Annotated in this window: 12 protein-coding genes and 1 pseudogene; 7 read left to right on the top strand and 6 right to left on the bottom strand. The window is 66.1% G+C overall.

What is annotated here, in order from left to right:
- The first annotated feature begins 9 nt into the window (after positions 1 to 9).
- Positions 10 to 873, top strand: a complete 864-nt coding sequence (locus tag JDO7802_RS06715; protein ID WP_055083860.1) for a CpsD/CapB family tyrosine-protein kinase — start codon at positions 10 to 12, stop codon at positions 871 to 873.
- A complete protein-coding gene (locus tag JDO7802_RS06710) occupies positions 845 to 1,408 on the top strand; it encodes an acyltransferase (protein WP_055083858.1) in 564 nt (187 codons plus the stop codon). The genes JDO7802_RS06715 and JDO7802_RS06710 overlap by 29 nt, the downstream gene beginning before the upstream one ends.
- Here the strand turns inward: JDO7802_RS06710 and JDO7802_RS06705 are convergent.
- The 3 genes from JDO7802_RS06705 to JDO7802_RS06695 are packed head-to-tail and all read right to left on the bottom strand — an operon-like array spanning position 1,405 to position 4,501.
- Entirely contained in the window at positions 1,405 to 2,208 is an 804-nt protein-coding gene (locus tag JDO7802_RS06705) for a glycosyltransferase family 2 protein (protein ID WP_055083856.1), read from the bottom strand. The genes JDO7802_RS06710 and JDO7802_RS06705 overlap by 4 nt on opposite strands.
- Positions 2,205 to 3,368, bottom strand: a complete 1,164-nt coding sequence (locus JDO7802_RS06700) for a polysaccharide pyruvyl transferase family protein (RefSeq protein WP_055083854.1) — start codon at positions 3,366 to 3,368, stop codon at positions 2,205 to 2,207. The genes JDO7802_RS06705 and JDO7802_RS06700 overlap by 4 nt, the downstream gene beginning before the upstream one ends.
- On the bottom strand, positions 3,365 to 4,501 hold the full coding sequence (locus JDO7802_RS06695) for a Coenzyme F420 hydrogenase/dehydrogenase, beta subunit C-terminal domain (protein ID WP_083481055.1): 1,137 nt from the start codon (positions 4,499 to 4,501) through the stop codon (positions 3,365 to 3,367). Before JDO7802_RS06695 ends, JDO7802_RS06700 begins: the two co-directional genes overlap by 4 nt.
- 218 nt (positions 4,502 to 4,719) lie before the next feature.
- Between JDO7802_RS06695 and JDO7802_RS06690 the strand changes: the two genes are divergently transcribed.
- The 4 genes from JDO7802_RS06690 (at position 4,720) to JDO7802_RS06675 (ending at position 10,479) form a co-directional block, all read left to right on the top strand.
- Positions 4,720 to 6,057, top strand: a complete 1,338-nt coding sequence (locus JDO7802_RS06690; RefSeq protein ID WP_055083852.1) for an oligosaccharide flippase family protein — start codon at positions 4,720 to 4,722, stop codon at positions 6,055 to 6,057.
- 158 nt (positions 6,058 to 6,215) lie between these two features.
- Positions 6,216 to 8,132: a right-handed parallel beta-helix repeat-containing protein gene (locus tag JDO7802_RS06685; RefSeq protein ID WP_055083850.1), complete on the top strand. Its 1,917-nt coding sequence runs from the start codon at positions 6,216 to 6,218 to the stop codon at positions 8,130 to 8,132.
- The gene (locus tag JDO7802_RS06680) at positions 8,129 to 9,544 is read left to right on the top strand and encodes an O-antigen ligase family protein (protein WP_055083848.1); all 1,416 of its coding nucleotides are present in this window, start codon (positions 8,129 to 8,131) and stop codon (positions 9,542 to 9,544) included. Before JDO7802_RS06685 ends, JDO7802_RS06680 begins: the two co-directional genes overlap by 4 nt.
- Positions 9,541 to 10,479 (top strand): glycosyltransferase family 2 protein, encoded by a 939-nt coding sequence (locus JDO7802_RS06675; protein WP_055083847.1) that lies wholly within the window; start codon positions 9,541 to 9,543, stop codon positions 10,477 to 10,479. The genes JDO7802_RS06680 and JDO7802_RS06675 overlap by 4 nt, the downstream gene beginning before the upstream one ends.
- A gap of 3 nt (positions 10,480 to 10,482) precedes the next feature.
- On the opposite strand, the gene JDO7802_RS06670 is transcribed toward JDO7802_RS06675, so the two are convergent.
- The 3 genes from JDO7802_RS06670 to JDO7802_RS06660 all read right to left on the bottom strand — a co-directional run bounded on the left by JDO7802_RS06670 (position 10,483) and on the right by JDO7802_RS06660 (position 14,244).
- The gene (locus JDO7802_RS06670; protein ID WP_055083845.1) at positions 10,483 to 11,169 is read right to left on the bottom strand and encodes a fumarylacetoacetate hydrolase family protein; all 687 of its coding nucleotides are present in this window, start codon (positions 11,167 to 11,169) and stop codon (positions 10,483 to 10,485) included.
- Between the two features lie 69 nt (positions 11,170 to 11,238).
- Positions 11,239 to 12,243, bottom strand: coding sequence for an NAD-dependent epimerase/dehydratase family protein (locus JDO7802_RS06665; RefSeq protein ID WP_055083843.1), 1,005 nt, complete (start codon positions 12,241 to 12,243; stop codon positions 11,239 to 11,241).
- Between the two features lie 72 nt (positions 12,244 to 12,315).
- Positions 12,316 to 14,244, bottom strand: a complete 1,929-nt coding sequence (locus JDO7802_RS06660) for a nucleoside-diphosphate sugar epimerase/dehydratase (RefSeq protein ID WP_055083841.1) — start codon at positions 14,242 to 14,244, stop codon at positions 12,316 to 12,318.
- Positions 14,245 to 14,440: 196 nt separating this feature from the next.
- On the opposite strand from JDO7802_RS06660, the pseudogene JDO7802_RS18235 reads away from it, so the two are divergent.
- Positions 14,441 to 14,737 (top strand): annotated as a pseudogene (locus tag JDO7802_RS18235) (polysaccharide biosynthesis/export family protein); the annotation flags it as partial.

Here is a 14,737-nt window from a genome sequence, read left to right as displayed (position 1 = left end):
GATCACGACATGGACCGCATTCAGGCCGCCATCGCCCGGGCCCGCACCGAACGCGACGCCCTTCTGGCTGGACATCGCCCCGAGCCAAGCGCCGTAGCGCCGCAACCCGACGCGATTGTGACCCCGACGCCCGGTGCAGCGGACGCCTGGTCGGCGCTGCCGATTTTCAAACCGGACGCGGCCCATCTGGAGAAGAACCGGATCGTCACGCGCGACAGCGGCGCGAAGAGCGCGCCATTCGACGTGCTGCGCACCCGCGCGCTGCAGCAGATGTCGGCGGAAGGCTGGACCCGTCTGGCGGTCACATCGCCGGGTCCGGGCTGCGGCAAGTCGACGGTCACGATGAACCTGGCCTTTTCGCTGGCACGCCAGCCCGATATCCGCACGCTTGTCATCGACCTAGACCTGCGTCGTCCGATGCTGGCGAACCTGCTGGGTCTGACGGATCGCCACGAGATCACGGCCGTCATTCGCGGCAAGGCCGACGCCGCGACGCAGATCGCGCGTGTGACGGACAACCTTGCCTTCGCCACGACACGCACGCCGGTCCACGACCCGGCCGAACTGCTGCAGGGACGACGCATCGGCGACATGCTCCGGTCGCTGGAGGAGCGGTTCGCCCCGGATGTCATCCTGTTCGATCTGCCGCCCATAATGGTCAGCGACGATGCGATCGCCTTCCTGCCCAATACCGATTGCGCTTTGATGATCGCCGCCGCCGAGCAAAGCACGCTGGGTCAGGTCGATATCTGCGAGAAGGAACTGGCGGCCCAGACCTCGGTCCTGGGTGTCGTGCTGAACAAGTGCCCCTATCCCGGCGATGGTCAGCGGTACGGATATGGCTATGGATACGGTGCCGACGCCGATGGCTGACCCGCGGTCCGGGCGCGCCGCGCGCGGTCTTGTGGCCGCCGGCCGCCTTCTTGACCCGCGCGTCCTGCTTCACGGGATTCGGATGCTGAATTACTACGGTTATGCTCACGTGCGCCCCCGCGGCAGGATGACCTGCGGCACCGGGGTGCGCATCGCGCCGAACGCCTCTTTTCGGAGCGGGGAACGCATCGAACTGGGCGATGCGGTCCAGTTGGGCGAGCGGGTCTCGCTCTGGGCGGGCAAGACGACCGCGCGCGTGATGATAGGGGCCCGCACGACACTTGGCCCGGATGTCTTCGTCACGGCCGCCGATTATGGCTTGGCCGCCGCAACGCGCATCGTGGACCAGCCGATGGAGGAGCGTGACGTCGTCATCGGCGCGGATTGCTGGATCGGGACGAAGGCCGTCATCACCGCCGGCGTCACGCTGGGGGACGGATGCGTCATCGGGGCCGGATCGGTGGTGACGCGGAACGTTCCCCCCGGTGCCATAGCGGCAGGCGTGCCCGCACGGGTGATCCGACAGCGGGCTTAGCCCAGCAGCATCCAGACCATGCGGGCAAAGCGCAGACGGATCAACGTGCCGAGCGCGCGCAGCCGTTCGGTCTTGGAAAGGTCCGGGGCCGTCATCACCTTCGGCGCATGGAAAACCACCGAGAGCGGCATCGCCAATGCCTTGAACGTCCACGCCGCTGCATCCTGGTCCAGCCCCCGCGCCTCCCGCGTGAGACGCCTCCATTTCTTGGCGAGAGAGGCCCAATCGCCGCGCGACGGATGCGCGACGCGCAGATCGGCGCGGTAGGTGACGGGATACCCTGCGGCCCGTGCCCGCAGGCCCCAGTCCCGATCCTCGGCCACGGCACCGCGAAACGGGCCCACCATTTCGAAGATCGCGCGCGTCACCACCAGGTTCGCCGTAACAGAGAAGCGGTCCTGCGCGATGTAGCGGGCGTTGTCGAAGGCAAAGACCTGCTCGAACGCCTGCGCGCCGGTCAGGGGACGCGCGGTTTCGTGGAAAACGTCGACCGCGCCGCCCACAGGCCCCGGCCCGCAGTCAAGCGCGACGTCGATCCAATCGGCGGCCGGTACGCAGTCGGCATCGAGAAACAGCAAGAGCGGGGCGCGCGTCTCTGCCACGCCCCGGTTGCGCGCGGCAGCCGCGCCGGCCTGCGCCTCCACGATCAGGCGCGCCATGCCTGCATCGACGGGCGCGCGGGACGCGTTGTCGACGACCACGACTTCAACGTCATCGGGCACCTTCAATGCCGCCATACAGCGGGTCAGCCGGGCCTGATCGTCCTTATGGGGAATGATGATCGCGGCGCGCGGGCTCACGTCTTGGCCAAAACGCCCCGGAGCGCATCCTCGTAGCGGCGCAGGCGCATCCGGCCACGGTCCGCCGCCTGCGCGACTTCGCGGGCGACCGTGGCACGAGCGACCCATGCCGCGCGGACCGCCGCCATGATCTGTGCGCCATCCTGCGACGTGCAATCGACGGTACGGCCATAGCCGAGCGATCCGAACAGGCCCGCGAACTTGCGGCTGTAGGCCATGGGCACGACCGGCACCCCGGTCGAAAAGGCCGCAATGCACGCGTGCATCCGCGCGCCCATAAAGAAATCCATCGCCGCGATGTAGCCCTTGGCTTCGGGCGGAGAGGCGAACGCAGGTGCCAGGATCGTTCCGTCGTGCTGTGCGGCAAGGGCTTCGCAGGCGCGGAAATCATCCTCGCCCACCATCGGACCATCCGGGACGATCACATGCGGGATCAGATGCACCTCTGCCCCCTGCCCCTGAAAGAAGACGATCAACGCGTCGATCAAGGCCGGATAATCGACGGCGATCCCGAATTCGTTCTGGCCGGTGTATCCGCCGCCCATCAACAGACCCGACACGTTCAACCCGACCTTGGTTCGTCGCCCTAAGTCGGGTGCATCGCCCGCCGGCATGCGCAGCGCGACGTCCGACGCCAGGATCGGTTCGGCCTTGACGCCGAGTTCGGCCATGTGGTCGCGCGACGGCTCATCCCGCACCGCTACGAGGGCGCAGCGGTTCAGGTGCATCTTCGCGGCGATGCGGGACGTTTGCCGGGTGAACGGCCCCACCGTCTGCGGCGCGAAGACGTATGGCTTGCGCGCCAGATGGGCCAGCGCCTTGAGCGCGAACATCAAGCGCAGTCGCTTGCGCCCGTAGATGTCCGCAAAACTGTCGCCGCCCCCGATGTCGATCACGACATCGGTCTTGCGCAGTTCCGCCCAATAGCCCTTGCGCGATTTGATCCACGCCCCGGACAGCGGCACGATCCGGATATCGTCGCCGTCGATATATGGATCGCGCGCGTCGGGATAATCGGCCAGCGTGATTTCGAGCTTGCGACCCAGTGTGCGCGCGATGTCGCGCAGAATGGCGATCTGCGCCACCGACAACGCGCCGACGCCCAGATTGTGCGACCGCGTCGAATGCAGCAGCAAAAGCGCCCGAAGCGGACGGCTCATGACCTCAGGGCGCGGCGCAGCGTCCCGACGAAGTTGCGCAGGTTCACCCGCAGCCCGTTCTGACGCGACACCGCGCGGATGTGCAGGCCGTGGTAGCGCGGCACGGGACGCCCCAGCAGGCACAGGGCGGCAAGGCGCGCGCGCAGGGCACGGCGGCGATTGCGTTGTCCGGGCTGGATCGCGCCCAATGTATCCATGTCGAAGGGACCCAGATGCAGGCGACCGGCGGCCTTTGCCCCCTGCGCGATCTGTTCGCCCAGAACGGTGCGCGCCAGGATAAGGCTGACGCCCTCCTCCTCCTCGAACAGGGGATAGCCGCGCGCGTCGACCTGCCAGGCATCCGCACAAACCAGATCGGCGGCCATGCCGGTGCCGTCGGCGCAGATCTTGCAGCGGTGCTGGACGTGTTTCGACAGGATGTCACCCCAGCTGTCGGCATAGCTCATCGAGCGTTCGGTGCCATCGGCCAACGTCGCGGTCGCCCGCCCCGGCCAGCCCTTGCCGCGGTACCGGAACGCGGTGACATCCCGTTCGGCGACGTCCATCGCCTCCAGGATGCCTTGTGCGCCCCTGGCGGACGGCACGCCCGCGCAAAAGAAGGACACGATCACCGGAATGGCGCGGGCGACGGCCGGATCCCTGGCCCGGATCGCGGCCAGCGCCGCGGCGTCGCAGGGCTTGCCCACGAAGGCGACGCGACGACCGTCGGCCAGAATGTCCGGCAGCGCGTCAAGCGGCGCGGACGGCGCATAGCGCGACCCGGCGGTCGTGGCGAAACAAGCCGGATCGTCGGTCAAAACCGTGCGGTTGGCGGTGGGATCGTCGCGCGCCGGTGCATTCTGGACCACGGCCTGCACGACGCCGGCGCGCAGCAGATGGGTCAGAAGCGCAGTCAGTGCACCGCCGGACGCACCGCGGTGCCGTTGATCGGCGTCCGTGGACCATCCGCTCCACGCCTTGCGGTAGGGCCCCCACATCGTGTCGTCGGTGCCGCCCGACGGCGTGACCGTCACGCCCAGACCGGGGCAGACCGCCGCAATCGCGTCGTCGCCGCCGACCGGAAGGGGGGCCACCTGTTGGGGGCGCAGAAAGCCTTCGTCCTGCATCCGCATGGCGATGGCGTCGGGGAACATACCCGAACAGCCACCGCATCCCGCGCACAGGTTGCCACGCGCGACACGGTCCAAGGGTTCGGATGTGCCGCTGGCATCACCCGAAAGGGGGGGTCTGATTGTCTTCAACGTCCGCTCTGCCTGCCGCGTTATGCCTTCTTGTGGGCGTGCGACTTGACCGCAACATCGCAAGACCCGCACAACCGCGCAAGTTTTTTCGCCCCGAGGAGAGATTTGCGATGTTGCGCAGCGTGCTGCTCCTGCTTTCGGGCAACATGGCCACGTCCGGTCTTCTGTTTGCGCGAAACCTGGTCGTCGCAGCCCTGATCCCGGTGGAAGATTACGGCATCGCCGCGACGTTCGCGCTGGCGATGGCGGCGGTTGAGATGGCATCATCCTTCGGTCTGCAGCAACAGATCGTCCAGGCGCGTGACGGCGACGATGCCAGACTGCAGGATGCGTTGACGGGGTTCCAACTGCTGCGCGGCGTGCTGGCGTCGGTCGTGTTGTTCGCGGTGGCCGGGCCGCTGGCAGCCTTCCTCGGCATTCCGGAGGTGACATGGGCCTATCAGGTACTGGCCGCGGTGCCGCTCCTCAAGGGCCTGCAACACCTCGACATTCACCGCTTCAACCGGGACGGGCGCTTCGGGCCGCTTGTCGTCACCAACGCGATCCCGCCTGCCGTATCGCTGGTGCTGATCTGGCCGATGGCGGTCTGGTTCGGGGATTGGCGGGCGATGCTGGGGGCGATCCTGATCCACGCGGGCCTGGGCGCGGTGGTGTCGCATGTGGTGGCGGACCGGCGCTGGCGGCCAGTGTTCGACAGACACCTCTGGGCGCGCACCATGACCTTCGGCTGGCCGATCCTGCTCAACGCCGTCGTCCTGTTCGTGGTGTTCCAGGCCGATAAATTGGCGGTGGGGCGCATCATGGGCCTGGCCCCGCTGGGCGTGTTCGCAATGGGCGTCACCCTGACGCTGACGCCGTCGCTGGTGGCGGCACGAACGATCCAGACGGCCGCATTGCCGCGGTTGAGCGCATCGGCCGGCACACAGCAATTCACGCGTCAGGCCAACAGGACGTTGGTGGCATCCATGGCGGCGGGCCTGGCGATCGCGATGGCCGGCATCGTGACCGGATGGGCCTCGGCCAAGGTTCTGACGGGAACGGACTGGGCAGGTCTCGCCCCGCTGCTCGGCCCGCTGGGGATCGTTCAGGGCCTGCGCATCGCCAAGTCGGGCAGCGCGATCGTCGGCCTGGCGCTTGGCCGGTCGGGCAACGCCGTCCTCTCGAACCTGCCGCGCGTCGCCGCGTTGATCGTCGGGGTCGCGGCCCTGTCACAGGGCAGCGGCCTCTTGGTCCTGATCTGGTTGGGCGCGGTCGGCGAGACATGCGGCTTCGTGTTGTCGGCCGCCATGGTCACGTGGCGGGACGGGGTGCGATGGGACATGCGGGCCGTGGCGATCTTTGCCGTCGGGACGGGACTGTCGGTTGCCGCGCTGGTCTGGCCGCCCGCGGCCCTGGGCGCGGTCGGGGCGGTGGTGGCACTCCTGGCGCTTCGCCGGGGCCCGGCCTGACCACGCGACCGATTGGCGACACATCGGGGGAAAACCGCGGCGCGCAGGCCACATAAATCTTTCGCAACGCCCCCCTGCAGGGCTAGCCTGCCCTCGAATGGCCACGTCAGAGGGCCACCCTGAGCAGCAGACCGGCCTTCGCCGGACCGGAGCAGGCAATGACCGTGCACGCGACCTTTCGCGCCAGATTGGCGTTGGCCGGGGCCCTGGCCCTGTTTCTTGCCGTCTGGACCCAGGCCGCCTTGGCGGGGCGCACCGTCTGGGTCGACCCCGCCACCATCGGCACGGCCCTGCGGGACGCGGGGCCGGGCGATCTTCTGGTGCTGACCCCCGGCGACTACGAGACCCTGCTGATCGAGTCGGGTGGCGCGCCGCAACAACCGGTCACCCTGCGGGCCGCCGACATGGACGACCGCCCGGTGTTCCCCGCGCTTTTCGTGAAGGGCGCGCAGCATGTCACGCTTGACGGGCTGGTGTTCCGGATGCGTCCACGCTCGGACACGCGGGAGCGCAACTTCCACATCCGCAACGCCCTCGACATCACGCTGAGCCGTATTCTGTTCGATGGCATCGACCGGCCGGACAAGACAGGGTTTTCCCGGCCCTGGGGTTTTGCGCTGACCATCGACGACAGTGCGGACATCGCCCTGTTCGACAGCGAGCTTCGCGGCTTTGCGCGCGGTCTGGTGACGCGCAACGTCGATCGCATGGTGGTGGCGCGCAACGATATCCACGCGATGCGCGTGGACGGAATGAATTTCGCGCAGGTGACCGAAGTTCTGATCGAGGATAACGTGATCCGCGACTTCGACCGCGCCCCGGGTCAGGGCGATCATCCCGACATGATCCAGTTCTGGACGCGCAACACCACCCGGCCGTCGCAGGGGATCACGATCCGTCGGAACATCCTGAATTCGGGCGAGGGGTATTTCACCCAGTCGATCTTCATGCGCAACGAACTGGTCGATACCAACCGCGCCGGAGAGGAGATGTTCTACCGCGATGTCGTGATCGAGGAAAACGTCGTCATCAACGCGCATCTGCATGGCATCACCGTCGGCGCGACGATCGGCCTGACAATTCGGCGCAACACGGTCGTGCGCAATGCCGTATCCCAAGGGGACGACGGGAACGTGGGCCGCTGGACCCCGCAGATCGAAGTCGATGCCGCCGCGCGCGACGTCCTGATCTTGGGCAATGTCGCGCATGCGATCCCCGAACCGGGCTGGCAGCCGGGCTGGGTCATCGCGGGCAACCAGATCGTGCAGGACCGTATTCCAGGCGTCGACACCCACTACGATCGCGTCTTCTTCGGCGTCTCTCCGGTCCGGCCCGCGAGGGTCGGCGATTTCGCCGCCCGCCCCGGTGGCCTGCTGGACGGGCGCGACGTCGGTGCGCCCCGGCTGGTCGCGCTGTCCACGCAGATCGCGCGCGATACCGTTCTGCCCGATCCAGGGGCGTCTGACCTGCGCGGCGTTATCCGGTTGGACGCCGAAAAAGGGGCGATCCTGGCCGATGGGGGGGCCGGCGCGCCGCCCCTGGTGCACGAGTTGGGCGGGCCGGAAATCCTGATCGGCGACACGTTGTCCCCCCATGTCCTGAGCCGGGCGATGACCGGCGCATTGTTCGACGCGACACGATTCGTCGTCCGGATGCGGCTGCGGCCCACCGGCGACTACCGCACGGCGGGCGAGGTGCTGCGGCTGCACGAATCCCTGAAGGTAAGCGTTGACGGGCGCGGGGTCTTCAACGTTGAGGTTTTCAGCGACCAAGGGGGCGTCGTTCGGTTGAAGACCCGCGCGACGTCGCTGTATCGCGGGGACCAGCCTGTCGACCTGACGATCGCTTATGACGGCCCCGTGGGGCATCTGACGGTGATCGCCGACGGCGAGACGATCGGGCGCAAGCCGTTTGCGGGCCATCTGCGACCGCTTGCCAAATGGGGCCTGTCGTTCGGCAACCCCTTCGGCACGCATCTCAGCTTCGACGGCGTGATCGAGGCGTTCGAGCTGCGAACCGACCCGGCCGATATGGCCGATGTCTTCGATATCTTGGACACGAGCTTCCGACGATGACGGCCACTTTGACGGATGCACCGGGCCCTGGACGCGCGCGCGCCGCGGCAACCTCCGACCCGACGGACAGACTGTCGTTGCTGACGTTTCTCTATCTTTTGTGCGTCGTCATCCCCGTCACCATGAAGCTTGGCAGCGTGTATCTGTCGACCTTGCGTATCCTGCTGTTGCTGGTCACGCTGCCGATGCTCGTCAATCTGCTGACCGGTCGCTATGGCAAGACGATCCCGACCGACTGGCTGTTCCTTGGCCATGCCATGTGGCTGACGCTGGCGCTGGCGATCAACAATCCCGACAAGGTGATCCAGCAGGCCCCGTCGGTGGGCGTGGAATTCCTGGGCGGCTACGTCCTTGCGCGTGCGACGATCAGGTCACGGGCGCAGTTCGTGACGATGTGCAGATTTCTCGTCCTCATCGTGCTGACGCTGTTTCCCTTCGCCCTTCTGGAGACGCAGACGGGCACCCCGCTCATCATTCAGGCAATCCGGTCCATCCCAGGCATCACCAGCGTGGAGATCACCTATATCGGCAAGCGCCTGGGGCTGGAGCGGGTGCAGGGCGTCTTCGCCCATCCGATCCACTTTGGCCTGTTCTGTTCGGTCGCCTTCTCGCTTGCCTTCGTCGGACTGCGCGACGTGACCGGCACGACGCGGCGCTTCGCGACCTCCGCCGTCGTCGGCTTTTCCAGCTTCCTCGCCCTGTCCTCGGGGGCGATTCTGGCCATCGCGCTGCAACTGGGGCTGATCGTCTGGGCCTTCGCCTTTCGCAAAGTAGAGGGGCGTTGGTGGCTTCTGGTGGGGCTGTTCGCGCTGATGTGGGTCGCCATCGACCTGCTGTCGAACCGAAGCCCCTTCGACGTCTTCATGAGCTATGCGACGTTTTCCGCGCACAATGCCTATTGGCGGTCGATCATCTTTGAATGGGGGATGATGAATATCTTCGGCAGCGTCGAAAACAATGTCCCGGCAAGTCCGTGGTTCGGGATCGGACTGAACGACTGGATCCGGCCATCGTTCATGTTCTCGGGGTCGATGGACAATTTCTGGCTGGTGATGGGCGTGCGCTACGGATTTCCGGGGTTCCTGCTGATCGCCGCCGGCTTTGCCGTTCAGGTGGCAAAACTTATCCGGTTGAAGCTGCCACCGGGGCATCCGGCGCTGTTTTTGCGCCGCGCCAGCGTCTTCACCTTTCTGGGCCTGTCGTTCACGCTGGCGACCGTTCACGTCTGGGGCAACGTCTATTCCTTTGTGATGTTCTTCGTCGGTGCGACGGCCTGGATGGTGCAGCCGGGGGCGATGGACGACGACGCGCCACGCCCCCTATCGCCGCAAGGCCGGGCCGGACCGTCCTACAGCCGCTTCACCCCGAAAGCGCGTAACGCGACGCGCCCCTATGCGCGGACGGTGCGATGACGACCGATCTGCCGCGGCTGGGCGTCGTGATCGTGACACATGGGTCCGGTGACGTGGTGGGCGATTGCCTGGAGTCTCTGCTTTCCTCCGACGATGTGGCGCTTTCGGTCGTCGTAGTCGACAACGCGTCGCGGGATGACACGGCGGACGTCGTCGGCAAACATACCGCCCCCGCCCCGCACGCATTGATCTGGCGCCCCACGGGGCGCAACGGCGGGTTCGCCGCCGGGGTCAATGCGGGCCTCGACATCCTGTTGAAGGACCAGGGCCTGGACCGGTTCTGGGTCCTGAACCCCGACACGATCGTCCCGCCCGGAACGGCACGCGCCTTCGCCACGCATGCGCCGTCACGGGATTTCGCGATGATCGGCGGACGGGTCATATATGCGGAGCCGCCGCATGCCATCCAGATCGACGGCGGAACGATCGACTGGAAGACGGGCCAGACGCGGAACCTGAACCAGGGCAAGCCGGGCGATACACCGCCGCCCGACCCCGACGACGTGGACTTCGTGACCGGGGCCAGCCTGGTCGTCAGCCGCCTGTTCCTGAGCCGCGCGGGCAAGATGCCCGAAGATTACTTCTTGTACTACGAGGAGGTCGACTGGGCGCTTCAGGCGGCGGATCTGCCGCTGCTTTATTGTACGCGGGCCGTAGTGCACCATCAGGCCGGAACCTCGATCGGGTCACCGAAACCGGGACGGCACGCCTCGCCATTCTCGGAATGGTTCAAACACCGCGCGCGGATGAAGTTCGTGCGTCGCCACCGGCGGGTCAGCTACTACGGAGCGGTCGTCTTCACCTTCGCCAAGGCCATGCAGATGTTTCTGAAACGCGATTTTCGCGCGGCGGAGGCCATTTTGCGCGGGGGGCTGGGAATGCGCCCACCAAAGGCCGTGGCCGCCCGGCTGGCGCGGGGCGGCGTGGCGCTTTGATCGTCAGGTCAGCGTCAGATCGACCGGATCGCAGCCCGTCACTTCGCCGTGCAGGACATCGCCCGCAACAACCGGGCCGACACCGGCGGGCGTGCCGGTCAGGATGATGTCGCCGGGAGCAAGGTGATAGAACTTCGACAGGTCCGACACGATCCCCGCGCAATCGTGGATCATCTCCGACAGGGCCGCGTCCTGACGGATTTCGCCGTTTACGGTCAGGTGGATGCGTTGATCGGCGACCGGTCCGAAATCGACCGCGCGTGTCAGCGGGGCCAGCACGGCGGACCCTTCGACATCCTTGCCCAGATCCCAGGGTCGCCGCTTGTCCTTTGCCGCCCCCTGCAGGTCGCGGCGTGTCATGTCCAACCCGGCCCCATACCCGAAGATCGCCGCCCCTGCCGCATCGCGCGTGCCCTGAAAGATGGGGGCGCCGATGGCGATGACGAACTCCATCTCGTGGTGGTAGTCCTGCGTTCCCGGCGGATAGGGCAGCGTCGCGCCCGTAAGGGCGACGTGAAACGGACTTTTGGTGAAATAGAACGGGGCATCGCGGTCCACCTCGTTTCCCATCTCGGCGGCATGGGCGGCGTAGTTGCGCCCCACGCAAAACACCCGGACGACCGGATAACGATCGGCACTGCCGCGCACGGCAAGACGTGGCAGATCGGGGGCGGCAAAGAGATCGGGCATCGGCGGCTCCTGATAGGTCGGGTTGAGTAGACGTGGGATGGGGCGCGGCAGCAATCGCCCGGTTCGGGGTCAGGCGGCGTATTCCGTCCGGTACCAGTCGACGAAGGCGCGCACGCCGATATCCAGATCGGTGCGCGGCAGCGACGCGCCCAGCAGATCGGTCAGAAGCGTGGTATCGGCCCAGGTCGCGGGCACATCGCCGGGCTGAATATCCATCAGGTTGCGGATCGCCGCCTTGCCGGTCGCGGCCTCGATCGCGTCGATAAAGCGGCCCAGTTCCACCGTTTGACCATTGCCGATGTTGACGATGCGGTGCGGGGCGACGGGTGACAGGCTGTCGTGCGGGCCGACGGGCGTCTCTCCCGGTGGCACGTCGATCAGGTCGGCAAGGCCGGCGACCAGATCGGTGACATAGGTAAAGTCCCGGCGCATCTTGCCGTGATTATAGACGTCGATCGGATCGCCCTTAAGGATCGCCTTGGTGAACTTGAAAAGCGCCATGTCCGGGCGCCCCCAAGGGCCATAGACGGTGAAGAAGCGAAACATCGTCGTGGGGATGCCGTAGAGATGGGCATAGCTATGGGCCATGACCTCCGTCGCTTTCTTGGTCGCGGCGTAGAAGGACATCTGCGCGTCGGCCTTCATCGTCTCCCGGTAGGGCATGTCGGTATTCGCCCCGTACGCAGAGGAGGTGGAGGCCAGAAGCAGATGCGCCGGCGGATGGGCGCGCGCCGCTTCCAGAACCTCGAATGTGCCCAGAAGATTGGCCTGCACGTAGTCGCGGGGCGCGTCGATGGAATGGCGCACCCCCGCCTGCGCGGCCAGGTGGATCACGGCGTCGGGTCGATGCTTGTCCATGAGAGTGCGGACCAGATCGGGTCTGGAGACGTCGTCGATCACGGGGGTGAATTGCCCGGAGGTCTGCAGCAGGTCGTGGCGGCGACGCTTGAGCGCGGGATCGTAGTAATCCGACAGACAATCCAGGCCGACGACGCGCCACCCCCGCGCCAACAGCAGGGAGGACAGATGATAGCCGATAAATCCGGCCGAGCCGGTGACGAGGGCGCATTTCATGGGCTTGTCGTGGCGGCCGGATGCGCCCCTGTCAAACGGCGATTGCGAAACGTGCCCGACGCAGCCGCGCAATCACCGCTTTTGCGATGGGGGGACGATCGTCTGGTCCAGGGCCGGATCGGGGCTTCCGAAGCCCGGCACCCGCCGCGCGATGGCGTCAAGCGCCCCTTGCGGCGCGCCGCTGGCCATGGCGTGACGCAGCGCACGCAGCAGTTCCGCGACCTCGAATTCGCTAAGGCCGCGTTCGCGCAGCCGGAAGATCTTCTTGTCCGCCGTCGGGCGTTCGGTGCCGTCAAAGAACAGCTCCTCGTGCAGCTTTTCGCCGTCGCGCAGACCGACGAATTCGATGGCGATGTCGCCACCGGGATTGGCCTCGGTCTGCGCGGAGTAGCCGGCCTGTTCGATGGCCTGTATCGCCAGGTCGATGATCCGGACCGGGTCACCCATGTCCAAGACGAAAACCTCGCCGCCCTCGGCCATCGTGCCCGCGCGCAGGACCAGCCGGGCCGCTTCGGCAATGGTCATGAAATAACGCGTGACATGCGGGTGGGTGACGGTGACCGGGCCGCCGCGCTGGATCTGGTCGGTGAAGATGGGCACAACCGACCCGGAAGAGCCGAGGACGTTCCCGAAGCGCACCATCGACAGGACCGGACCCCCTTCGGGCACGCGGCTGGCCATATCCTGAACGACGAGTTCCGCCAGCCGCTTGGACGCGCCCATGACGCCTCGCGGACGCACCGCCTTGTCCGATGAAATCAAGATGAACCGACCGACGCCCGCCTGGACGGCGGCACTGGCAAGGGTGTGCGTGCCCAGAACGTTGTTTGCGAGACCGGCGAGCGGATTCTGCTGCACCAGTGTGACATGCTTGTAGGCGGCGGCATGCAGGATGACCTCCACCCCGTGATCGGACAGGACCTGACGGACGTGGCGCGGATCGGTGACGGACCCCAGGACGGGCACCAGCTCCACCTCCAGCTCGCGGGCGGTGTTCAGAAGTTCCTGATGCACGGTGAAGAGCGCGATCTCGGACAGCTCGAACAGGATGAGACGCCGGGGGCGGCAGTCGATCAGCTGTCGGCACAGCTCGGACCCGATGGAGCCGCCGGCCCCCGACACCATCACACATTTTCCCAGATAGCTTTCGGAGCCTTCGCGCAGCTGCGTGTCCACCTCATCCCGGCCCAGAAGCATCTGGGGCTTGAGCGGCTCGAACCGGTCCAGCAACGCCTCGGTCCCAATCAATTGAGAGAACGACGGCAGCATCTGCACCTCCAGCCCCAGCCGTTGCAGACGCCGCGCGATGCGGGCCTGCTTGGGCGGACTGAGCGAGGGAACGGCCAGCAGGACGCGGTCGATCTGCTTGCGGGCAACGATTTCGGACACGCGGACCGGCGTATAGACGGGCAACCCCGCGATGCTGAGCCCCTGAAGTGCGGGATTATCGTCCACGAAGGCGATCGGTTCGATCCCCTTGTGGCCGCGCAAGGCGCGCACCAATTGCGTGCCGGTCGTGCCGGCCCCGTAGATCAGGACGCGCGTGACATCGTTGCTGCGCCGGTAGATGGCCAATACGATCTGAAGCAAGACCACACGTGATACGGTGATCAGCAGGAACAGACTGGCCGAAAAGACCAGCAGAACCGACATCGGAAGCGTGACGCCGAAAATCCACGCCAGAACGGACCCACCGGCAGCCAGAAAGACCGACAGCGACGCCGCCCGCAGCGTGGCATGCCCATCGAATTCGACCAGTTGCAGCGCCGGAATGCCAAGGGCGATCAGCAGCCCGGCCGCAACGATCAAAAGATAAGGAACCGCGACCGACAACGTGAGGCCGATGGACGGAAGGTCGCCCGACATCGGATTGAGCACGAGGGCGAGGATAAGGGCCACGGCCACAAAAAAGAGATCGAGCGTCAAGAAAATAGTGTATTTTTGACGCCGATTCAAAGACTTGATCAGATTATCAAGCTTCAGGGACGCAAGAGGGTTCATCGGCCATCCATTCAAACGTCCGTCAAGGTTTCCCGAACCTAGAATGTTTTCCTTGAGCGGACAATGGCTTGCCTCTTCTGTTTGTGGCGGTTTGCCGCCCAAAGCCTAAGGATTTGACCCTGCCGAGCCATCGTTTAGTGTGCCAATACGGAGCGTGTCCCGCGTGCCCGTTCGAGACAAATTCCGTATCGGATAGATGATGTTGTTTGCCACGCGCCGCCTTGTGACCGTTCTCGCCTGCCTGATCGTGGTCGCGGGATGCTCTTTGCCGCGGGGGGCTGCGCTGCAATCCGAAATCCTGACTGCGCGGGAGGATGATTCGGTCGATTTCGCCGTCTATCCGGTAACCCGCGCGCTTTTGCCGTCGATCGCCCAATGGCCCCGTGTCGGCGCTCGCAGTCTGGGCTGGATCACGGCAAGCCATGGCGGGACGGGGCGGGTCATCCAATCCGGCGACCTTGTCACGCTGACGATCTGGGACAGTGACCCGAAT

The organism is Jannaschia donghaensis (assembly GCF_001403795.1).
Lineage (GTDB): Bacteria > Pseudomonadota > Alphaproteobacteria > Rhodobacterales > Rhodobacteraceae > Jannaschia > Jannaschia donghaensis.
This window is presented reverse-complemented; position numbering and strand designations above follow the sequence as displayed.